The sequence below is a fragment of the Fibrella rubiginis genome, from assembly GCF_017353185.1.
GTDB classification, from domain to species: Bacteria; Bacteroidota; Bacteroidia; order Cytophagales; family Spirosomataceae; genus Fibrella; species Fibrella rubiginis.
This window is the reverse complement of sequence record NZ_JAFMYV010000009.1, coordinates 275,910-298,064: the sequence shown is the minus strand read 5'-3', so window position 1 is coordinate 298,064 and position 22,155 is coordinate 275,910. Positions and strand designations below refer to the sequence as shown.

Genomic DNA, 22,155 nt, shown 5'->3' with positions numbered 1-22,155 from the left:
TCATCCCGACCGCACCACTCATCACTTACCACTTTTTATAAATATGTTACCGTGGGTTCGTTGCCGAGCCAGACCACGCGGCCTTCCACGGAGTCGTAACCCATCTGGCGGTAGAGTTCCACGAAGGTAACCAGCCAGGTGTCGGTCTGTTCGGTGGGGCTGCCATATTGCACTAGCACTATGTGGCCGTCGGGCCGGTGCACTACCCGATGCGGCGCACCCTGCACCGGACGTTTGCTCAGAATACCCCGGTCGGTGTCGATGCGGCGGTCATAGCCAAATACGTCAGCCAGATCGGGATGCAGCACAATGGCCGAGAGCATCCGGTGTAGCTCGTCGGTCTCTACGGCCCGAATCACGCCCTCGCGCACCAGTTGCCGCAGCGATTTGTCCACGCAGCCAGCCCCCTTAATCAGGCTCAGCGCAGCGCAGAGTTTGCGTTCGCGCTCACGGGTTCGCTCGAACGTGCGGGTGTCGAATACGCGCTCGGCCTGACGACGCAATTGCATATTCTGCCCCCGCGAACCACTTATAATACCTTGCAAATGAATGGGTTCTACCGATTCGCTTAACTCGTTTTTTTGCTCAGTTGGTGGTTTCGGCTGGCCCTGCTGCCAGATATACCGACTGCGGCTATCGTCCCAAACACAACCACAGGTGGCCGCGTCAGGGCTTTCGGCCAGGAACTGTTGCAGCCACTGCGCTACCGTTCGCCGACCACTCGCTGCCCCTGCTTTATCGTCGTCGCCTTTGGCGTTTGCTCTGGGTTTGGCGCGTTCGGCCAGGACGTAGAGTCGATCTTCGGGGCGCGTAAACGCCACGTAGAGCAGGTTTATATTCTCCAGAAACAGGTTGTCGGCCTCGTAGCGGTACTGTTCGACCACTGCATCCGGGCCGTTTACCAAGTCGCGCCGCACCGCCACCTGCGCCGTGGGTAATCGCAGCGACTGCCCCCCCGGTAGTGGAATCCGCAACGGCTCGGCCACTACGTCGTCGAGGTTTAGCCACATCGTGGAACGGGTGTTGGGGTCTACGCCCCAGTCGGCAAAGGGCACGATCACGACGGGAAATTGCAGGCCCTTGGCTTTGTGAATGGTCTGCACCGTAATGGCCTCTGTAGCAATGCTTTCGCTCACAGCCACCTTTACGCGGGCTGTTTCCCAGTGGGTCAGAAAGTCGGCAAGGTGCCCACTCTGCTGGTTGTTGAACGTCATGATTTCGTCCAGAAACCGGAACAGGAACGGCTGGTCGTGGGTACGGCCAAACAGCCGGAACCCGTGGGCCAGGCGTTCCGTAAGTTCATATACGTTCAGTTGCGCCAGTCCGGTGGGATCTACCGCATAGCCTTCATTGGCCATGTAGGTAAACACGCTGGCTTCGTCAGGTGAATCGGCTATGGCCCGGATGGCCTCGGTTTGGATATCGGTGGGCACTTCAAACTTCACCACCGTATGAAACAGGTACAGCACCTCGTAGCGCAGGGGCCGCTGACCGGGGCGGCAGATAAGGCCCAGCAGGGCCACCAGAAACCGAATAGGGTCCGAGAATTGCAGCGACAGGGAGTCGGCAGAAACCAGCGGAATCTGCTGCCGGTTCAGTTCATTGGCCACCGCCTGGGCATCCTTCTTCTCGCGGGTCAGCACGGCGATGTCGCTGTAGGAATAGCCAGCCTGTCGGGCCTCTTCAATGTAGGTCAGCGTGAGGCGGACCATCTCGCTATCGACGCTGGCGGGCAGGGGGATGTCATCTTTGCTCAGGAAATCAAACTGAATGTGAGCCTCGTCGGGTGCATTGGGGCGGGGCTGTTGCCGGAACGCTTTCGCCGCATCGTACACTGCTTCCACATGTTGGTTAGCAGCCGAATGCGCGTCGGCAAGGAACGAAAACAGGTTGTTGTTGAACGCCACAATGGGCCTGGCCGACCGGTAGTTGACGGTCAGCGTCTGCGATTCGATGTTGCCACCCAGCGTACCAATTCGTTCAGCAGTCCAGGATTCAGAACCATGAATACGCTGTAGCTCAGTGAGTTGTCGGCGGTGCAAGGCTACTATCTGATCTTTGTCACCCCCCCGCCAGCGGTAGATCGACTGCTTACCGTCGCCCACCACCAGGTTCATGTGCCCGGCTCCGAGGGCGTTTTCAATCAGCGGCATGAGGTTAGCAAATTGCAGCCGCGAGGTATCCTGAAACTCGTCGATCAGAATATGGTTATAGCGGCTGCCGAGGCGTTCGTACAAAAACGGTACGGGTTCGCTTTCCACAATGGCCTTAATCCGCTGGTTGAACTCGGAGATATGAACGCGACCATCTTTGCGCAGTAGCTCCACAAACTCGGTACGAATCTGCTGCAACAGGGCCATCTTCTGCAACTGCGGGTCAACGGCATTCACCAGCGTGAGCATCTTTCCTGACTCGGCCTGTTCGTCCTGAATAGCCCGAAAGCAGGCAATCAATTCGTCTTTGATACCGTCAATAGCCACTTTGGTGCCCAGTGGCATCGTTTTCACGTACCACTCGTCGTTCTCGATTGCTTTCAGGCTCGTCGCATTGACCTCTTTGCCCGTTTCTCCACCAGCAACCGCCTCAAAATAACCCGCAATGCCGCCTTTCTTGAGCTTGAAATCATCAACGTTTACGCCCGCCCGCGCCATGTGTGCCAGCGCGGTTTTGGCGTGGGTCTGCATCTGCACATGCACCGTTTCGCGGAACGTCCGCAGCTGTTTCCGAATGGCCCGAATCTGCGTGGCCGACAGCTCGGCCAGTCGACCCACGGCGGTGTAGTGCTGATCGGAGGTGAGTACGTGGCCGAAGTCCTGCAGGGTTTTGGCTACCTGATGCCAGCTGTGGCCCTCGCGGGTGGTTTCGGCCATGATCTGATGGAAAATCTCCGTGATCTCGGTCATGTCTTCGGTGCCAACCCGCTCGATGAGGTTGTCGACGGCCACCTCCAGCACCTGATCGGTGTCCATCTCCACGTCGAAGGCGAAGGGTAGACCCAGCTCGTCGGTGAAGGCCATGACCAGCCGCTGCGTAAAGGAGTCGATGGTGGTGATGGCAAAGTCGGAGTAGCCGTGCAAAATGGCCTGAAACAGCGTCTGGGCGCGGTTACTGACCAGGGCCAGGGCTAGTTTGAAGGCGTCGGTACCCGGCTTGTGGCCGGTTAGTTCAGTAACAATGTCGGCCAGCATAGGGCTGATTACCTGCGACTCAGCACCTTCCAGGACAACCGTTCTGGCCATTGCCTCCAGTTCAACCAGTACCCGGTTTTTCAATTCCGCCGCCGCTGCATTGGTGAACGTAATGGCCAGAATATGCCGGAAGTAGGTGCCTGTGAAGCCACTCTTCGACTCACTTACCGAAGCGGGCACACCGTCTGCATTACCCCCGCTGAGAGCCAGCTTGAGGTATTCTTTGGTCAGGGTGTACGTTTTCCCCGACCCCGCCGATGCACTGTAGATGGTGAACAAGAGATTTAGGGATTTTGGATTGGGGATTGGGGATTTCGGATTGATTGCTGACGCAGGCGTAAACATGTGCTGGCGTCAGCAATCAATCCGAAATCCCCAATCCCCAATCCAAAATCCCTTTTACAGGTTAAACCGTATCCCTACCCCCGAACTGACGTTGAGGAACAGCGGGGCGGGGAGGACTTCAGCGTAGACACCGAGTTCGGCGAAGATAGAATATTGTTTGCCGGGCACGAAGTATTCGGCACCCGCCACCGCCGAACCGCCGAGGGCAATGCCGCTCTCATAATCGTTGGTGGCGGCAAAGCGGTCGGGATAGTAGCGGCGGCTGTTTATTTGACCACCGAAGCCGTAATAGCCCCGGAAATTTTCGTTGGCAAACAGCCGGTCGTGCCACAAATAGTGCCCCTGAATGCTTAGGCCCACGGTTTTATACTTACCAGACCGGTAGTCGCGCACGTTGCCGTACAGGCCGCCGTAGGTGCCAATGTTCAGATCGAACGCGTGGTTGTCGCCGAAATATTTGCGGATGTTCACGCCCGACGGTTCACCAATTCGGAAACCAAACGCCCAGTTGGTGTACTGTGCGGAAGCAGTATGCGACAGGCTCAGCAGGATGGCTAAAAGCCCAATAACGGGTAGATGATGGGTACGCATGGTACAGGGTTAGGTAAGTCGGAAAAGCAGTGATAAACTGATTCGCTTTTTGGCCGGGGCACTTGGCACTTATAGGTTCGACAGGGCAACGGTCATGCCTTCCAGCACAGCCATCAGGCGATCATTTTCGGCGGGTGTGCCCACCGAAATGCGCAGGCAGCCTTCGCAACGCGTTACCGACGACCGGTTGCGCACAATAACCTGGCTGTCGATCAGTTGATTGAATACGTCATTGGCTTCGTCGAAGCGAACAAGCAGAAAATTGGCATCGGAAGGAAACACATGCTGCACGGTGGGCAGGCGGCGCAGGGCGTCGGCCAGGCGGGCGCGTTCGGCCAATGTTTCGGCCACCATCTGCTCTTTTTCGGCCACGTGGTTCAGTGCGTCGAGGGCCAGTGCCTGCGTTGGTGCCGAAATGTTGTAAGGCGGCTTGATCAGGTTCATCACCCGGATAACTTCTGGTGAAGCAAAGCACATGCCCAGCCGCAGTGCCGCCAGCCCCCAGGCTTTCGAGAACGTTTGCAGCACCACCAGGTTGGGGTAATGGGCCAGTTGCGTGATCCAGGAAGCATAGCCCGGCCCGGCAAAGTCGATATACGCTTCATCGACCACCACCAGCGATGACTGCGCTGCGTCGAGCACCTGCCGGATGGCGGCGGGGTCGATGAGGTTGCCGGTGGGGTTGTTGGGCGAACAGATCCAGACCAGTTTCGTCTGGGCGTCGATAGCGCTCAGCACCGCAGGCAGGTTAAGCTGATACTCGGCGGTGAGGGGTACTTTCTGCACAGCCACATCGTTCAGGTTAGCCGACACTTCATACATGCCGTAGGTGGGCGGCAAGATCACAATGTTATCCTGACCGGGTCGGCAGGTAGCGCGAATGAGTAGGTCAATGGGTTCGTCGGAGCCGTTTCCCAGGAAAATCTGCCCGGCTGACACACCTTTAATAGGGGCCAACCGCGCTTTGATGGCCGTTTGGTGCGGGTCGGGATACCGGTTGTAGCGACCTGCGCTGGTGGTGGAACCGAAAGCGTTTTCGTTGGCGTCCAGAAAAACGCCTTCCGTGCCCGTATACTCATCCCGCGCCGATGAATAGGGCGTGAGCGTGGCGATGTGCGGACGAAGAATGGAGGCTAAGCTAAACATGATCAAAACGACGGGAATCTATGACAGACGTCTACGACGGCTATCGGCAACGTATGTCTGACTGCAAAGGTAACGCCAACGACCCAACTTTTGGTCGAAGCAGGCATGGCATAGACCGCCATTTCACGACCTTTACCCCACAAAAACGTCCAACGGTCCGTATCCGGCGCCTACCATCCAATGGCTGATCAACTCACCCACCTCACCCCCGAAGGAAACCCCGCCATGGTCGACGTGGGGGCCAAATCTGTTTCGAAACGCACCGCCAAAGCCCGCAGCATTGTGGTGCTGGGCAACGCCATATTGCAGCATCTGGAGGGCGGCGATATTCAGACGCGCAAAGGCCCTGTGTTCCAGACAGCGCGCATTGCCGGCACCATGGCGGCCAAACGTACCGACGACCTCATCCCGCTCTGTCATTCGCTGGGTCTCGATGGCTGTTCGTTTGCTATTGAGGCGGTTGGCGCAGACGTGATTATCGAATGCACGGTCTCGACGGAGGGCAAGACGGGCGTGGAAATGGAGGCCCTGGTTGGGGCGTCGGTGGCCGCGCTCACGATCTACGACATGTGCAAGGCTCTTTCCCACGATATCGTGATCCGCGAAACACGGCTGCTGGAGAAGACGGGCGGCAAACGCGATTTCAGACATGAATCATGACGTTTCCGCGGCTCCTCCCCTCTTTGGGCTGGTGCTCATGGGCGGGCAAAGCAGTCGTATGGGGCGTGACAAATCAGGTATCGTTTACCACCAAAAGCCCCAGCGCGAACACCTCACCGACCTGCTTACGCCCCTCTGCGAACGGGTCTATTGGTCTGTAAACCAAACTCAATACAACCAACTGAATTACAAGTATTTACTAGTAGACAACGAGCCCAAAAATGGCCCCCTGACTGGTTTACTAACGGCCTGCCAAACCCACCCCGCTGCCGCCTGGCTCGTGGTTCCCTGCGACCTGCCCCACCTAGATTCGCCCACCTTATCGGCCCTGCTGGCTGGTCGCAACCAGACAGCCGTTGCCACCGCCTTCCGGGACAGTGATCACCGTGGCCCCGAACCCCTTGTGAGTATCTGGGAGCCCACCGCCGGACCGCTGCTAGCCCAATTTTACCAAACTGGCCAACGCAGCCCCCGCCGTTTTCTACTGGAAAATGGCGTGCATCTGCTAAATGCGCCGGGAGGGAATGTGTTTGAGAATGTGAACGAGAGGTAGGGATTTGGGATTGTGGATTTGGGATTGCGGATTGGTTGCTTACGCAGGCGTAAACATGCACTGGCGTAAGCAACCAATCCGCAATCCCAAATCCACAATCCCAAATCCCTACTCCTTCTTCCCTCCCTTCGGATGCGCCTGGGTGTGGGCGTCTTTGAGTTTAGCCAGGCTCGTGTGGGTGTAAATCTGGGTGGCAGCGAGGCTGCTGTGGCCCAATAAGTCTTTAATGGCGTTGAGGTCGGCGCCCCGGTTGAGCAGGTGGGTGGCAAAGGAGTGGCGCAGCACGTGGGGGCTTTTCTTCTCCAGCGTCGTCACCAGTGTCAGGTACTTTTTCACGATCCGCTGAATCAGCACGGGATAAGCTGCCACGCCTTTATCACTGACAATCAACACACTATCATCAGCCTTTCCGTCAAAATAGCTTGTTTTCTGGTGTTGGTACTGGCCAATCAGGGCAACAAGCGGGGGTGTCAGGGGCACAATGCGGTGCTTGTTGCGCTTGCCCAGCACCATGATGGTGCGATTGTAGAGATTGACGTCTGTTGTTTTCAGCCCTGTCAGTTCGTTCAGGCGGATGCCGGTGCCGTAGAGCAGTTCCAATACGAGCTTATCGCGGAGGCCAATGAAATCGTCGGGGAAATCGATATCGTCGAGCAGCGTGGCCATGGGTTTCTCTTCCACGAAGGTGGGCAGCTTCTTGCTCATCTTGAGCGCCACCACCTTTTGCATGGGGTCAACGGCAATGGCTTTACGACGAAGCAGAAAGCCAAAGAAAGCCCGCAACGTGGCAATTTTCCGGTTGACAGTGCTCTTGTCGAGACCCAGTTCCACCAGATGCACGATCCAGGAACGCACAAGTACATGATCGGCCTGTTCGGAGGCTATGCTACCGGGCTGTTCCTCTAAAAACTCGGCAAACTGGAGCAGGTCGTTTTCGTAGGCTACAAGCGTGTGGTGGCTGAGCCGCTTTTCGTAGCGGATGTGCTGTAAAAAATCAGAACCGGCATTCATTGGCGTCAAGTACCCTGGTTGGATCGGTGAAGATGGCGAATACCAACGTCAATTCGATACAAAAAAGGTAAATGGGGCCAATAAATGCCGGTCCTGCGAAGCGGGCGCGCCGGTTAACAACCGACTACTGCTGGGTGTGGTTGCCGTACTTTTGCTCTTTGTAGGCAGCCCGAATGACATCTTTCCGACGGCTGATCGAAGGCTTCTGGAAGGCAGTACGTGAGCGCAGCTGACGCAACACACCTGTCTTTTCGAACTTCTTCTTGAACCGCTTCAGGGCTTTGTCAATCGATTCGTTTTCTTTTACGTTAATGATAATCATGTAATACCGGTATTTTTGTGTTTTGCAAAACGGACTGCAAAAGTAGCAGAAATAGTAGCATGAAACAAGCAGTCATCGACCTCGGCACCAATACATTCCACCTGCTGATTGTTGAAAAAATACCTAGCCAACCCGCTAAAACTCTCTTTCGCGATAGCCGCCCCGCCAGAATTGGTCGTTCAACCAACGGCAGCGGGGGTATTGGCCACCGCATCATCACGTCCGACGCCGTTGACCGGGCTTTGACCGTGCTGCGTTACTACCGCACCGTACTCGACGAGCACCAGATCAACCCCGAATCAGTAGCCGTTTACGGTACGTCGGCGATTCGGGTGGCGCAGAATCAGCAGGCATTTGTTGACACCATCCGGCAGGAGACAGGCCTTGTTGTCCGCGTCATTTCCGGCGACGAAGAGGCCGCGCTGATCTATGCGGGCGTGCGCGCATCGGGGGTGCTCGACCCGGCTTCGGCCATAGACGTTATCCAGGCACCAACTGCGCTGGTGATGGATATTGGCGGAGGCAGCGTAGAGTTTATCCTGGCCAATAACGACCGGGTGTTCTGGAAGCAGAGCTTTGAGATTGGTGGTCAGCGCCTGATGGAGCGGTTCATGGGCGAAGCCGACGTGATCAGCCAGCCCGCCATTGCCCGGCTGCACAGCTACTTGCAGGAACAGCTATTGCCCCTTACCAACGCCGTTCACCAATACCCGCCAACGGTGCTAGTGGGGTCGTCGGGCACGTTCGATACGCTGGTGGATATGCATTTTCACGAAGAAACCGGCCAGTGGCCCCCCGCTGACCAAGCGGCGTTCGATCTGCCCCTGTCGGCGTTTTATCATTACTACGAACTACTCACCACCCGCAACCGCACTGCCCGTATGGCCCTGCCCGGCATGATCGAACTACGCGTGGACATGATTGTGGTGGCGGTTTGCCTGATCGATTTTGTGCTGAAAAGCTACGGTCTGACCACGTTGCGGGTATCAACCTACGCGCTCAAGGAAGGGGCACTTGTCTAGCCGGGCGTGGCGGCTGTGAGCCATAATGATGTGTCTGGCTATTCAAGGCAGAGCAATGCACCGCCAGATACGCCCCACCTAAACGGGCAAAAACAGCGTAAATGTGGCTCCTTCGCCGGGTTGGCTTTCGGCCATGACGTAGCCGCCGTGGTTTTCGGCTACTTTTTTTACAATGGCCAGCCCAATGCCCGTGCCGGGATATTGCCGCATACCGTGCAGCCGCTGAAACGTACCGAAAATACGCTCGGCCTGCCGGGGGTCGAACCCAATGCCGTTGTCGACAACGCGGATAGTGCAGAAATGCTGCTGGCTATTTATCGGCAGATAGGCCGCTGGTAAATCAGCGCGGGTAATGGCCTGCCGGGTGATCCATACGTGGGGCGGAACCTCTGGTTGAACAAATTTCAGGGCGTTGGTGAGCAGGTTCCGGAACACCTGCATAAGCTGCGTCGGCTCGCCGGGGGCGGTGCCGAGATCACCAATCTCTATTACTGCATTTTTCTCCTGTATCAGCAGTTCCAGTTCGGCCAGCACCACGGCCAGTAACTCATTGAGTTGTTGTGATTGGGTGGCAACAACGGGCCGCGTCAGCCGGGAATAGTTCAGCAGATCGCGAATCAGCACCGACATGCGGCCCGCGGCTGATTCCATGCGGGTCACTAAATCAACGCCGTCAGCGCCCAGCTCAGTCAGATGCGTAGTCTTCAGCAGGCTGCCAAACTGCTGAATTTTACGGAGCGGCTCCTGCAAATCGTGGCTGGCCACGTAGGCAAATTCCTGAAGGTTTTCATTCGACCGATTTAAGGCCAGGTTGGTGACTTCCAGCGCATTGATAGCCTGCTGAAGTTGCTCGTTGTTGGCCGTCAGCTGACGCTGATGATCCAGTTGATTGGTCAGGTCGGTGATCACCACGCTCAGGCAGCGGCCATCGTCGAGGTCGAGGGCAGTGACGGAAAGCAGGCACGCCAGCTGACGACTGGTCCCGGTAAGCACTAGTTCAATCTTATGGTTCTGAATCCACCCTTCTTCAAACAGCTGACTGAACGACGCCTGACTTTCGGGGGCCACAAACGTGCTAAACGACAGCCCGATCACCTTCGATAGCGGTACGCTGACCATTGTAGCAAACATGGAATTAGCGTACAGAATAAGACCGTTTTGACCCAGCGTGACAGCCCCTTCGTTCATCGTTTCAATGAAAACACGGTAGGTCTGATCAGCCGTTTTGAGTGTATAAAGTTCATACCCCTCGTTACCCTCCACCACCAACGCATCAACCTGCCCCGACCGGATGGCATCTATCGTCTCGGCGGCTTCAGTTAACTGGATGCGCAATTGCTCATTTTCAGCCAACAGTTGGGCATAGGTTGGCGGCGTACTCATGATAATCCTAATGCATTTAGCACTAACTCTGTGTTGGACAAATCGCCAATCAGCCGTCGTACGGGCAAGGGTAAAACCTTGATTAACAAAGGCAACGCAATAATTTGCGCTTGCTCAGCGGAGTCTTTTTGCTGATACACGTCGATGATATCCAGACTGTACCGGCCCGCCAGGTGGGTCTCGCAGATGTGCTTAATGTTGGTCAGCGCTCTGACCGAATTAACCGATACGCCGGTGATATACAAGCGTAGCACATACGGCTCAGGGGCCGTATTCAGATCTGCATCCCACGATTCCACTTCTTGACTCATGTTAGTGGGTTGCCGGGCGAATATTCAGCCCAACCAGCACCTTTTCTTCGTTGGAAAGGTCGCCGATTATTTTCCGAATCGGCTCGGGAATTTTCTTTACCAACGTAGGTATGGCTAATATCTGATCGCCCTCGGCCAGTTGCGGATGAACCAGCAGATCAATCACTTCGATTTTATACTGGTTAGGCACGTGTTCTTCACAGTACCGCTTCAAGTTGGTCAGGGCGGCTATCGATTTGGCGGTTTTGCCCGCCACGTATAGCCTTAATTCCCAAAAATTATCTTCAGTTGTCATAACGTTGTGTGTGTAGTGTTATTTGTGTGGTGGTTATTCGTCGTGCCGGGTACGGGTCATCTGTTCGCGGTTCTTTTCCAATATTTCTTTGCGAAGGTCTTCTTCAACGTAGCTCTTGTTTAGCTCGTCCTGCACCGACTCGAACTCTTCTTTTAACGATGCTATTTTCGATTCCAGTACGGTGCGCTTGCGCTCAATCTCGCGGTCTTTGCGACTGACGGCATGATCGCGCAGGGCTACACCGGTGGCCTCTTGTAGCTGTTGCGCTACACGTGCCGAACCGGTCAGTACGCCTTCGGCACCCAGGTAAACGTCGATGAGCTCCAGCCCGTGGTCTGTAATGACAAATTCGCGAACCTGATTAGAATGCTTCATCCCCCGCGATTTCATCACGTAGAGACCGCGGTTGCGTTCGCCGTTGTTTTCAATGTCGCGCACCAGCAGCCAGGCGTCAACCAGCGACGAGACACCTTCATCTGTTTGTTCGTTGATGACCGTTGTTAACGTCAGGGCAGTAAACATAACCGTTACCTGCTGCCCTTGCAGGAAGTCGATCAGTCGGATCAGCATGGATTTTACCTCACTCACCGACCCCACCGTGATCAGGTTGGTGATGGGATCGAGAATCACTAGCGCCGGTTTGGTCTCCTTTACTAGTTTATAAATAGCCACTAAATGCATTTCCAGGCCGTTCAACGTAGGGCGGGCGGCATGAAACTGGAGTAGTCCCTTATCCACGTGCCGTTGTAAGTCCAGCCCAATCGATTGCATGTTGCGCACGATCTGTTGCGGCGACTCCTCAAAGGCAAAATACAGGCAACGTTCATTGCGCAGGCAGGTGGCATTGGCAAACGTGGCCGCAATGCTCGATTTGCCGGTACCCGCCGTGCCCGACACCAATATGCTGCTTCCCCTGAAGAAGCCTTTGTTGTCAAGCATTTTATCGAGCGACGAAATACCCGACGTGATGCGCTCCGACGACACGGGGTGGTCGAGCGTGAGCGAGGTAACGGGCAGCACCGAAATACCATCTTTGTCGATCAGGAAGGGGTATTCATTCGTACCGTGGGTAGAGCCGCGGTACTTGATGATCCGCATCATCCGGGTCGAAATCTGGTTGGCAACCCGGTGGTCGAGCAGGATCACGCAGTCGGACACATACTCTTCCAGTCCCTGCCTTGTGAGCGTACCGTCACCTTTTTCACCGGTGATGATGGTGGTAACGCCCTTGTCTTTCAACCAGGTAAACAGGCGGCGAAGTTCGGCGCGCAACACGGCCATGTTGGAAAGGCCCGAAAACAGATTTTCAATCGTGTCGAGCACCACGCGTTTGGCACCGATGCTGTCTATAGCGTAGCCAAGGCGGATAAACAGGCCTTCGAGGTCATATTCACCGGTTTCTTCAATCTCGCTCCGGTCAATATGCACATGGTCAATTTTCAGCAGTTTTCGGGCTTGCAAATCGGCCAGGTCGAACCCCAGTGACGCTACGTTCGTGGTGAGTTCATCGCCTTTTTCTTCGAAGGCCATAAACACACCAGGCTCGCCAAATTCAAGCGCGCCCCGCACCACAAATTCAATAGAAAGTAATGTTTTACCACAACCGGCAGACCCGCAAACAAGCGTAGGGCGACCTTTGGGTAGCCCCCCGCCGGTGATTTCGTCCAGGCCATTTATGCCAGTAGGAGATTTAGGGAGGGGAGTGAGTGGTGTAGCGGCTTTCCCGCCAGTATCCTGAGTCATTAATGAGAGTGTTTCAATCAAATCAACACAATTCTTGCCAAACAGCCTAGCTTATTCTACCGTAGTACCCATGAATAATCAGGGACTATTACTTAAAACGCGAAACGGATGAAGAGGTTTCCGGGCCAATTCACTGATTATGATTTCACTAGCTAGTCGAGTTACTTTCACTCAAAGATTGAGCCAGCAATTTGTCTATTTCATTCATAACCAGTGCCCGTCGTTGCGCATAATCGGCACCCGAAACGAGCGTATAAGCCCTCCCCCGCTCACGCAGCGCCTGCTCAAACAAGGCAAACAGTTCGGCGCGGCGGTGACCCAGATCACGCAGCCCGTCGGCAACCCAGGGCACATCGGTATTGAGCAGAAAGTAGGCGTTGAAGTGCTCCTGCGCAGCCAGTTGGTCTAAAATGGGCGGGTGCACTACGCCATAGACCGTGGCATACAGCTGGGTTGTAAGCAGGTCGGTGTCGCAGATAAGCACCCGGTTGGCCAGCGGCGCGGCTGCCCGCATGGCTTCTGCCTGCGCCACGGCAATGCGGGCATAGTCGTCGCTCGTCAGGTGGTTAGACGTGATGAGGTCGCGGGCTACTTCGGGCACGTATACCGTTTGATAATGGTCTGCCAACTCACGGGCCAAGGTAGTCTTGCCCACGCTCTCAGGACCATACAGGCAAATTGTCAACATAGTTTAGTAGCGCAGTTAACTACGCTCATTCAATAATTTTTCCACATCTTCCTTACTGAGCACCCGCACGTCGCCGGGGCGCATGCCTTCGGCGGTGAGGTGACCAATGGCCCAGCGCACCAGCCGGAGTGTTGGAAAGCCCACGGCGGCAGTCATTTTACGCACCTGCCGGTTCTTACCTTCCGTCAGCGTGAGCGCAATCCACGATGTTGGGATGTTGGCGCGAAACCGAATAGGCGGGTTACGCGGGGGCAAATCAGGTTCGGCGTCCAGGCGGCGGACTACGGCGGGCAGGGTATAATGGGGCTTACCGTCAATCGTAATAGACACACCCTCAGCGAGTTGTTGAAGTGCCTCGTCGGTGATAGCGCCATCTACCTGGACGTAGTACGTGCGGGCGTGGGCAAAGCGCGGGTGTAGCAGCCGGTGATTGATCGTCTTGTCGCCCGTCAGCAACAGCAGCCCTTCAGAGTCGGCGTCGAGCCTGCCCACAGGATAGATGTCCCGCCGGAAGGTGTAGGGCAGATCGGCCAGGGTGGCTTTGCCACCTTCCGGCGAAAACTGCGAGAGCATGGTATAGGGCTTATAGATCAGGTAGTGCATTCAGTATAAAAAATAGTCATCGTATTATTACGATCATCAGCTATTCCCCTACCTTTGGGGCATGGGCGTTACTAAAACAGAACTGTTTACAGCCGAGCAAAGCCGCATGGCCGAACTGGCCAAGGCCTTTGCGCATCCGGCGCGGGTAGCCATTTTGCAGTTGCTGGCCGAACGCAAAGCCTGCGTCTGCGGCGACCTGGTTGATGTGTTGCCCCTGGCCCAGGCTACGGTGTCGCAGCATTTAAAAGAACTCAAGCGCATTGGCATCATCAAAGGCGACATTGACCCGCCGCGTGTTTGCTACTGCATCAACGAACCCGTTTGGGAAGAAGCACGGTCTGTTTTTGGTCAGTTTTTCGACGTGTCTACCAAAGAAACCAGCTGCTGTTAAGGCTGTTAACGGACTCTTTTTTGCCTAAATCAATCGCAATATTACAATAAACCAATTGGACTCATGACGACTACAGACCAACAAACTGGCGACGCGCTGAAAGAGATCGTTCGGCAAAAGTACGCCGACATTGCCCTTGCCGACAACACACAGGGCGTATCAGTCGATTGCGGCTGCGGCCCAACCAGTTGCTGCGGACCGGCCAGCACCGACGTTTCGTATAGCATGCTGATGAACGATGACTACACCACTATGGCCGGTTATGCTGCCGAAGCCGACCTGGGCCTGGGTTGCGGCCTGCCCACGCAGTTTGCGCAGATCAAACCCGGCGACGTGGTGGTTGATCTGGGATCGGGGGCGGGTAACGACTGTTTTGTAGCCCGCGCCGAGACCGGCGAAACCGGCCGCGTCATTGGCCTCGACATGACCGCACCCATGATCGACCGTGCCCGCCGCAATGCCAAAGACCGGGGATTTACCAACGTGGAGTTTGTCTACGGTGATATTGAAGACATGCCCTTACCGACGGCCCTGGCCGACGTGGTGGTGAGCAATTGCGTGATGAACCTGGTGCCCAACAAAGCCCGCGCTTTTGCTGAAACATACCGCATCCTGAAACCCGGTGGCCATTTCAGCATCTCCGACATTGTGCTGAAGGGTGCCCTTCCCGACGGCTTGCAACGCGATGCCGAGCTCTACGCTGGTTGCGTATCGGGGGCCATTCAGCAGACCGATTACCTGCAACTGGTGGCTGACGCTGGCTTTACAAACCTTCAGATTCAGAAGCAAAAGGTGATTAGCCTGCCCCATGATCTGCTGCTCAACTACCTGACCGAAGCCGAGATTACGGCCTATCAGCGAGACGGGCAGGGCATTTTCAGCATTACGCTCTACGCCGAAAAGCCGGGTGAGGCAGTAGCCCAGGTTTGCTGTCCGGGTTCGGGCTGTTGTGATTAATCAAGGCTTCATATCAACCCAACTTATTACCGATTATGACAACCATTCTGGTGCTCTGCACGGGCAATTCTACGCGTTCGCAAATGGCGCACGGCTACCTCCAGCACTTCGCCGGCGAACGGGCCAGGGTGCTCAGCGCGGGTGTGGAAACCCACGGCCTGAACCCCAAGGCGGTGCAGGTAATGGCCGAGGACGGCATTGGCATAGGCCACCATACCTCCAACCACGTAGACGACTACGCCCACCTGCCCATCGACTTTGTCATCACCGTCTGCGACTCAGCCGCCGAGCGTTGCCCCGTCTGGATTGGACGCACTAAACGTACCCACTACAACTTTACCGATCCCTCAAAAGCCACCGGCACCCTCGACGAGGTCATGGCTATCTACCGCCACGTCCGCGACGAGATCAAAACGTTTAGTGAGGCGTTCGTCGCGGAGCATGTGATAGAGTAGCGTGAGGCTTTGCCATAGAAGTGCCTTTCGCTCTGGTTAAGCGGCTTGTCCCATCGGGACAGCATAGCGTAGCGTCGGTAGCTGTAAGGTCGGGGTCGCCTATTCCAGCGTGCTGTAAATCTCGAACTAGTTGATGATGTGACCGGGTTACTGACGCGAGATAAGCAGGAGGCAAGTCTTGTTCCTACCTATGACGCATCGTTAAAAGCCGTATTTTTCGGGAGTAATGAGGCTTCTAAACCGATCACTCTCTCTATGCGCCACTTCTTCATCACATCGCTGGCTCTGACGGCTTTCCTTGTCGGGCCAGACCAACCTACTGCTCAGGCCCAGTCGCGGCGCGGGCGGGCCATGGCTACTTCCACCCCTACTGCTGCTACCCCGGCGGTTGATGCCAAACTGTTTAGCGGCCTCAAGTGGCGGAACATCGGGCCGTTCCGGGCGGGGCGCTCACTTGCTGTAGCCGGCCATGCCGATCAGCCGCTGACGTACTACTTTGGGGCTGTGGGCGGTGGCGTCTGGAAAACCACCGACGGGGGGCAAAACTGGACCTGCGTATCCGACAGCGTGTTTCAGTCGGCATCCGTAGGCGCGATAACGGTGGCACCGTCCGATCCGAATATCGTGTATGTGGGCATGGGTGAACCCGAAATCAGGAGCAACATCAGCTACGGCGACGGGGTCTACAAAAGCACCAACGGCGGCAAGTCGTGGCGGCACATGGGCTTAACCAATGCCGACGCCATTGGCAATATCGAGGTGCACCCGCAGAACCCCAACCTGCTCTACGCCGCGGCCCTGGGCAATCCATTTGCCCCTAACCCCGACCGGGGCGTATTCCGGTCTACCGATGGCGGAGCATCGTGGAAAAAGATTCTGTTTAAAAACGACAGCACCGGCGCAGCCACCGTGCGGCTCGACCCCACCAACCCAAGCATCGTCTATGCCACGCTCTGGCAGGCCTACCGCAACGGCCATTCCATGAGCAGCGGCGGGGCGGGTTGTGGCCTTTACAAAAGCACCGACGGCGGCGACACCTGGCAAAACCTGAACGAAAAGCCGGGCATGCCGCGCGGCTTGCTGGGTAAAATTGGTATTGCCGTGGCCCCCAGCAACGCCAGCCGACTCTACGCGCTGATCGAAAATGCGAAGGGTGGCCTCTACCGGTCCGACGATGCGGGCGAACACTGGACGCTGCTCAACGACGACAAAAACCTCTGGCAGCGGCCCTGGTACTACATGATGCTCGGCGTGTCGCCACAAAACGAGAATGACCTTATTGTACTGAACGTCAACGCCATGCGCTCAAAAGACGGCGGCAAGACATTCGCTCGGATTCCCGTTCACCACGGCGATACGCACGACGTTTGGTTCAACGCCAAGAACCCGCTGAACTTCGCGATTGCCGACGATGGGGGCGCAGAAATCACCGTCGACGGGGGGCGTTCGTTTTCGGATGTTGACATGCCGACGGCGCAATTTTACCACGTCTCGCTCGACAACGATTTTCCGTATAATCTCTACGGGGCACAGCAGGACAATTCGTCTGTTCGTATTGCCAGCCGCACCGATGAATACAGCATTGGGAAAGACGCCTGGTACCCCGTAGCGGGCGGCGAGGCAGGCTACATTGCTTCCGACCCGAAGAACCCAAAGATAACCTACGGCGGTGAATATGACGGCTTTATGTCAAAACACGACGCCCGTACCAACCGCAATTATGCTATCTCGGTATACCCCGAAGGCGCCATTGGTGCGCCTGCCTCGGTGAAAAAATACCGGTTTCAGTGGACGTACCCCATCCTGTTTTCGCCACACGACCCCGGCGTGCTCTACGCCACCTCGAACCACGTCCACCGGTCGACGGACGCGGGGCATTCGTGGGAAGACCTCAGCCCGGATCTGACGCGCCACGAGCCACGCACCATTGCCGAAACGGGCGGACCGATCACCAAAGACATGACCGGTGCCGAAATCTACGCTACCATTTTCACCTTCGCCGAGGCCCCTACCGAAAAAGGCGTTTTCTGGGCCGGGTCAGATGATGGCCTGTTGCACGTAAGCCGCGACGGGGGCAAAAACTGGCAAAACGTCAGCCTGCCCGCGGGTCAATTGGGCGAGTTTGCCCTGATGAGCCTTATTCACCCGTCGGAACACACACCTGGCAAGGCCTACCTGGCGGCAAACCGGTACATGAACGGTGACCGTAAGCCGTACCTCTTCAAGACCACCGACTACGGGAAAACCTGGACGAGCATCAGCGCGGGCATCCCCGCCGACGAGTATTGCCGCGTGGTGCGCGACGACCCCGATCAGCCCGGACTGCTCTACGCGGGCACCGAACGGGGCATCTACGTATCGTTTAACGACGGGATCAACTGGCAGAAAATGAACCTGAATCTGCCCATCACGTCGGTGCGGGATTTGCAGATTCACAAGCGCGAAAAAGACCTGGTCATCGCCACGCATGGCCGGTCGTTCTGGATCATGGACGACATCACGCCCCTGCGCGAACTGGCCCGCCTGACCGCCGCCGGGACTGTATCCACGCGCAAGCCGATGTTGTTTGCCACCCGCCACGCCTACCGCATGGAAGGGGGTAATGCCACCCGCCCCGGCACCATACCTGACGCGGGCGAAAACGCCGAAAACGGGGTGTTGGTGCGGTATTTTTTGCCTACTACGCCCGCTAAAGAACTGCGGTTGCAGTTTCTGACCACCAACGGCGACACCATCATCAGCTATTCGGACCGGAAAGACAAGAAGGGGAAACCACTCACGATTTCGAAGGATTTCCACGAAGACCTGAAGCTTACCCGCCCCGGCACCATTCCCGCGCAGCCCGGCCTGAACCAGTTTGTGTGGGATATGCGCTACCCCGACGCCGTGGCCGTGGAAGGCACCAACGTGATGTGGAGTGGCGATGGTGTGGGGGTGAAAGCCGTACCCGGCCGGTATAAAGTCCGGCTGCTGCTGGGCGACTCGCTGGTGGGTGAACAACCCGTCGACATTCGCAAAGACCCCCGCCTGACGGTGTCGGATGCCGACTATGCCGAGCAGTTTGCCTTCGTGAAACAGTGTAACGACAAGCTATCCGAAGCCCACCGGGGTATCAACCAGTTGCGGGCTATTCGGGCGGCGGTAAATGGGTATATGGGTGCGGTGAAAGACAGTACGCAGTCGAAGAAGTTTAGCCTGGTAACCAAGCCAATGCTGGCCCAGCTCGATTCGCTGGAGGCCACACTCATGCAGCCCAAAGCAAAGGCCCCGCAGGACGTGCTGGCTCACCCTATCCGCCTCAACGATAAGCTGGCAGGCCTGGCCAGTATGATGGCCAACGCCGACGGCAAACCCACCAAAGCCGCCTATGTTGTCTATGCCGACCTTGCCCGCCAAATTGACGCGGCGCTGGCAAAACTAAAAGACGTTACGGGCAAGCAGGTACCAGCCTTCAATCAGCTCGTTACGGAACAGAAAATTCCGGCCATCATTGTAGACAGTAAAGGCTTCTAGGCCGGCTTATCTATTCTAAACAGGTGGTCTACTGCCCCAACCGCAACGGCCCGGAATCGTCTATTCCGGGCCGTTGCGGTTGGGGCAGTAGTGGCGTGGGGGCTTAACGGAATGCTCAAGCTATCGTTTCGTGCTTCACCAGGCTCTGACCGGCCACAAACCCCGTTGTCCAGGCGTTCTGGAAGTTGAAACCACCCGTAATGCCGTCAACGTCGAGCACTTCGCCCGCGAAGAACAGGCCAGGATGGGCCAGGCTTTCGAGCGTTTCGGGGTCAATGGCTCCAAGCGAAATACCACCGCAGGTGACGAACTCATCTTTGAACGTGCTCTTGCCCTGCACCGCAAACTGACTGTTGCCGAGGCGTTCGATCAGGCGGTTTTGGGTCTTACCAGGGAAATCGGCCCAACGTACGCCGTCGGCCACCCCGGCGTCGGCGCAGAGGGCCTCCCAGAGGCGGGCGGGCAGGCCAAACGGGTTTTGGGTCGTGACCTGCCTGCGCGGGTTGTATTGCCGCAACTCGTTGAACTCGAATTTCATCTGGTCTTCGTTTCGCTCCGGTACCCAGTTGATGCGCAGGTTGAACCGGTAGTCGCGGTCGGCGAGTTCACGCGCCGCCCAGGCCGACAGGCGCAATACGGCGGGACCGCTGAAGCCCCAGTGTGTAATGAGCAACGGCCCCTTTTGGGTTAGTTTCGTACCCACTACCTGCACCATCGCATTAGATACCGACACGCCCGCCAGCGACAGCAGGGGGTTTCCCGGCGTGTTGAAGGTGAACAGCGACGGCACCGGCAGCATCAACGGTTCGGCCTGTTCGGGCATCCAGCCATACGACGGTGCCTGCGGATACCCCCCCGTAGCCACCAGTACGCGGTCGGCCGTAACCTGCTCACCGCCAAACAAATGCATCAGGTACGTGCCGTCGGCCTGCGGTTCCAGCCGTTCGATGCCGCTGCTGGTGCGTACCTGAATGCCCAGCCGTCGGGCGGTGTCGAGCAGGCAGTCGATGATCGTTTCGGACGAATCGGTCGTGGGAAACATACGGCCGTCGGCTTCAGTTTTCAACGGCACGCCCCGTTCCTCGAACCAGTCGACGGTATCAATGGCATCGAAGCGGGTGAGCAGCGGACGAATCCAGGCGTTGCCCCGCGGGTAGTGGGCGGCGAGCTTTTTATGGTCGAAACAGGCATGGGTCACGTTGCAGCGACCGCCCCCCGAAATGCGCACTTTTTGCAGCACCTGGCGGCCTTTTTCATAGATGGTTACGGTGGCCGTGGGGTCGGCTTCAGCGGCAGCAATGGCCCCGAAAAAGCCGGCAGCCCCCCCACCCACCACGGCAATGCGAAGCGAAGTCATACTTAGCCAACATCGGCTGGGGCTGGTGGGTTCGGTGGGAGCGTAGAGGGGAGATTGTGGGATGCACAGGGCGATGCCCTATGCACATGATAACGCCCTTTCAGGGCTGATAGCACAAACAGGTTATATAGCCCCCCGTTGTCGCTTGGCTCATGCCGAGTGACCCATATCTAAGGGCCTCCGGCCCGTGGTGCGACGTTGAGTCATGTTGGCAAAATGGTTTCAAGTCCAGGCTACGGGCCGGAGGCCCTTAGATATGGGTCACTCGGCATGAGCCAGGCGACAACGGTGGGCTATATAACCTGTTTGTGCTATCAGCCCTGAAGGGGCGTTATCATGTGCATGGGGCATCGCCCTGTGCAGCCCACATTCTTCCCTCCCCGCCCTTTTATCGTAGCTTTGCCCCATGTCTCGTCGGTCAACTATTCGCTCTGAAAAAATCATCGTTCGCAACGGCTTTCGGTTGCGGGGTAACGTACTTATTCTGCTGTTCGGCTTTTTTCTGGTCGGCCTGTTTTTGCATTACAAAGGCCGTACCGAGCCGGTAGTGGCGTTTTGGAATGACGTCCGTGAGTTGCTGGGCATCCGCCGCAGTCGTGCTGACCACGATACGGCAAACCCCTACCAGGCACCCGAACCCCGCACCGACGAGGCATCCGAAGATCGTACGGGTAGCTCCACTAAACCAGCTGACAATGAGGCTTCGGCAGATGGTTCGGCTACGGCTGAAAACCCCGTTGGTGATGGTTCATCGGGGCAAAAACGTACGTCGGGGAGGCTGTTTGATTTTGAAAAGCAGGTCGACTTCATCCTGCCCGCCGGCCTGAGCAATGACCAGCTGGTTCGGCACGAGGGCTATACGCTGCGGTACGACGAAAACCTGAAGAATCCGGTTTGGGTGGCCTACCCCCTGCTGGCCTACGAAATCACCGGCGATGCCGAACGCGAAGGCAGCAGTTTTATGCCCGACCCCGCCGTAGAAGGTGGCACCGCCCTCCCCTCCGACTATACCCGTTCTGGTTATGACCGGGGGCACCAGGCCCCGGCGGGCGACTTCAAGTTTTCGCAACGGCTCATGAGTCAGTCGTTCTACATGAGCAACATTTCGCCGCAGGCTCCACAGTTCAACCGGGGCATCTGGAAACAACTGGAAGAACAGGTTCGCGCCTGGGCCCTGCGCGACGGCGGTCTGTATGTAGTGACCGGTCCCGTTTTGCGCGATGGTTTGCCCACCATTGGCCGTGTCAACGAAGTAGCCGTGCCGGAGTATTTTTATAAAGTGATTCTTTATTGCCGCAAAGGCGCTTCGCCCGACATTCGGATGATTGGTTTCCTGCTCAAAAATGAGCCTTCGAACGAGCGGCTGCAATCCTTTGTGGTCCCCGTCGACCAGATTGAAAAAGCCACTGGTATCGACTTTTTCAATAAAATCCCCGACGACCTGGAGCGCCGCCTCGAAAGCCAGTCCCCCGCCGACATGGTAGACGGGTGGTTCTTTTAACAGTGAACAGGGGTCAGCCAGCAGTAAATAGTGTTGACTGACCCCCGTAGGCGCTTCTCGCTCTGGTATAGCTACTTGTCCCATCGAGACAGCATAGCGTAGCGTCGGTAGCTATACCAG

Annotated in this window: 20 protein-coding genes; 8 read left to right on the top strand and 12 right to left on the bottom strand. The window is 56.7% G+C overall.

The window, feature by feature from the left end; all coding sequences use genetic code 11:
• Positions 1-35: 35 nt before the first annotated feature.
• The 3 genes from J2I47_RS18280 to hisC all read right to left on the bottom strand — a co-directional run bounded on the left by J2I47_RS18280 (position 36) and on the right by hisC (position 5,270).
• Positions 36-3,467: a UvrD-helicase domain-containing protein gene (locus J2I47_RS18280; RefSeq protein WP_207366031.1), complete on the bottom strand. Its 3,432-nt coding sequence runs from the start codon at positions 3,465-3,467 to the stop codon at positions 36-38.
• A 120-nt stretch (positions 3,468-3,587) separates the two neighbouring features.
• Positions 3,588-4,124, bottom strand: coding sequence for a hypothetical protein (locus J2I47_RS18275; protein WP_207366030.1), 537 nt, complete (start codon positions 4,122-4,124; stop codon positions 3,588-3,590).
• Between the two features lie 69 nt (positions 4,125-4,193).
• Positions 4,194-5,270 carry a histidinol-phosphate transaminase gene (gene hisC / locus J2I47_RS18270; protein WP_207366029.1) on the bottom strand — a complete coding sequence of 359 codons (1,077 nt, stop codon included), beginning with the start codon at positions 5,268-5,270 and terminating at the stop codon, positions 4,194-4,196.
• 180 nt (positions 5,271-5,450) lie between these two features.
• Between hisC and moaC the strand changes: the two genes are divergently transcribed.
• Positions 5,451-5,930 (top strand): cyclic pyranopterin monophosphate synthase MoaC, encoded by a 480-nt coding sequence (gene moaC / locus J2I47_RS18265; RefSeq protein ID WP_207366028.1) that lies wholly within the window; start codon positions 5,451-5,453, stop codon positions 5,928-5,930.
• Positions 5,920-6,483 (top strand): NTP transferase domain-containing protein, encoded by a 564-nt coding sequence (locus tag J2I47_RS18260; RefSeq protein ID WP_229374736.1) that lies wholly within the window; start codon positions 5,920-5,922, stop codon positions 6,481-6,483. The genes moaC and J2I47_RS18260 overlap by 11 nt, the downstream gene beginning before the upstream one ends.
• A gap of 108 nt (positions 6,484-6,591) precedes the next feature.
• Here the strand turns inward: J2I47_RS18260 and J2I47_RS18255 are convergent, their stop codons facing one another.
• Both J2I47_RS18255 and rpsU read right to left on the bottom strand, forming a co-directional pair.
• Positions 6,592-7,494, bottom strand: coding sequence for a tyrosine-type recombinase/integrase (locus tag J2I47_RS18255; RefSeq protein WP_207366027.1), 903 nt, complete (start codon positions 7,492-7,494; stop codon positions 6,592-6,594).
• A gap of 124 nt (positions 7,495-7,618) precedes the next feature.
• Positions 7,619-7,816 carry a 30S ribosomal protein S21 gene (gene rpsU / locus J2I47_RS18250; RefSeq protein WP_207337659.1) on the bottom strand — a complete coding sequence of 66 codons (198 nt, stop codon included), beginning with the start codon at positions 7,814-7,816 and terminating at the stop codon, positions 7,619-7,621.
• A 59-nt stretch (positions 7,817-7,875) separates the two neighbouring features.
• Here rpsU and J2I47_RS18245 point away from each other — a divergent pair, with 59 nt between their 5' ends.
• The gene (locus tag J2I47_RS18245) at positions 7,876-8,838 is read left to right on the top strand and encodes a Ppx/GppA phosphatase family protein (RefSeq protein ID WP_207366026.1); all 963 of its coding nucleotides are present in this window, start codon (positions 7,876-7,878) and stop codon (positions 8,836-8,838) included.
• Between the two features lie 78 nt (positions 8,839-8,916).
• Here the strand turns inward: J2I47_RS18245 and J2I47_RS18240 are convergent, their stop codons facing one another.
• The 6 genes from J2I47_RS18240 to J2I47_RS18215 all read right to left on the bottom strand — a co-directional run bounded on the left by J2I47_RS18240 (position 8,917) and on the right by J2I47_RS18215 (position 13,861).
• The gene (locus J2I47_RS18240; protein ID WP_207366025.1) at positions 8,917-10,221 is read right to left on the bottom strand and encodes a sensor histidine kinase; all 1,305 of its coding nucleotides are present in this window, start codon (positions 10,219-10,221) and stop codon (positions 8,917-8,919) included.
• A complete protein-coding gene (locus tag J2I47_RS18235) occupies positions 10,218-10,532 on the bottom strand; it encodes a circadian clock KaiB family protein (RefSeq protein WP_207366024.1) in 315 nt (104 codons plus the stop codon). Before J2I47_RS18235 ends, J2I47_RS18240 begins: the two co-directional genes overlap by 4 nt.
• Before the next feature lies 1 nt (position 10,533).
• Positions 10,534-10,827, bottom strand: a complete 294-nt coding sequence (locus J2I47_RS18230; protein WP_207366023.1) for a circadian clock KaiB family protein — start codon at positions 10,825-10,827, stop codon at positions 10,534-10,536.
• Between the two features lie 33 nt (positions 10,828-10,860).
• On the bottom strand, positions 10,861-12,570 hold the full coding sequence (gene kaiC, locus J2I47_RS18225; RefSeq protein WP_207366022.1) for a circadian clock protein KaiC: 1,710 nt from the start codon (positions 12,568-12,570) through the stop codon (positions 10,861-10,863).
• A 148-nt stretch (positions 12,571-12,718) separates the two neighbouring features.
• Positions 12,719-13,258, bottom strand: a complete 540-nt coding sequence (locus J2I47_RS18220; RefSeq protein WP_207366021.1) for an AAA family ATPase — start codon at positions 13,256-13,258, stop codon at positions 12,719-12,721.
• Positions 13,259-13,273: 15 nt separating this feature from the next.
• Complete coding sequence (locus tag J2I47_RS18215) at positions 13,274-13,861, bottom strand: pseudouridine synthase (RefSeq protein WP_207366020.1); 588 nt, start codon at positions 13,859-13,861, stop codon at positions 13,274-13,276.
• A 61-nt stretch (positions 13,862-13,922) separates the two neighbouring features.
• On the opposite strand from J2I47_RS18215, the gene J2I47_RS18210 reads away from it, so the two are divergent.
• The 4 genes from J2I47_RS18210 to J2I47_RS18195 all read left to right on the top strand — a co-directional run bounded on the left by J2I47_RS18210 (position 13,923) and on the right by J2I47_RS18195 (position 19,177).
• A complete protein-coding gene (locus tag J2I47_RS18210) occupies positions 13,923-14,252 on the top strand; it encodes an ArsR/SmtB family transcription factor (RefSeq protein WP_207366019.1) in 330 nt (109 codons plus the stop codon).
• A gap of 63 nt (positions 14,253-14,315) precedes the next feature.
• Positions 14,316-15,209 (top strand): arsenite methyltransferase, encoded by an 894-nt coding sequence (locus tag J2I47_RS18205; protein ID WP_207366018.1) that lies wholly within the window; start codon positions 14,316-14,318, stop codon positions 15,207-15,209.
• A 35-nt stretch (positions 15,210-15,244) separates the two neighbouring features.
• On the top strand, positions 15,245-15,664 hold the full coding sequence (locus tag J2I47_RS18200) for an arsenate reductase ArsC (RefSeq protein ID WP_207366017.1): 420 nt from the start codon (positions 15,245-15,247) through the stop codon (positions 15,662-15,664).
• Between the two features lie 255 nt (positions 15,665-15,919).
• Positions 15,920-19,177, top strand: a complete 3,258-nt coding sequence (locus tag J2I47_RS18195) for a WD40/YVTN/BNR-like repeat-containing protein (RefSeq protein WP_207366016.1) — start codon at positions 15,920-15,922, stop codon at positions 19,175-19,177.
• A gap of 115 nt (positions 19,178-19,292) precedes the next feature.
• On the opposite strand, the gene J2I47_RS18190 is transcribed toward J2I47_RS18195, so the two are convergent.
• Entirely contained in the window at positions 19,293-20,534 is a 1,242-nt protein-coding gene (locus J2I47_RS18190; protein WP_207366015.1) for a BaiN/RdsA family NAD(P)/FAD-dependent oxidoreductase, read from the bottom strand.
• 406 nt (positions 20,535-20,940) lie between these two features.
• Between J2I47_RS18190 and J2I47_RS18185 the strand changes: the two genes are divergently transcribed.
• Positions 20,941-22,035 (top strand): DNA/RNA non-specific endonuclease, encoded by a 1,095-nt coding sequence (locus tag J2I47_RS18185; RefSeq protein ID WP_207366014.1) that lies wholly within the window; start codon positions 20,941-20,943, stop codon positions 22,033-22,035.
• Positions 22,036-22,155 lie beyond the last annotated feature (120 nt).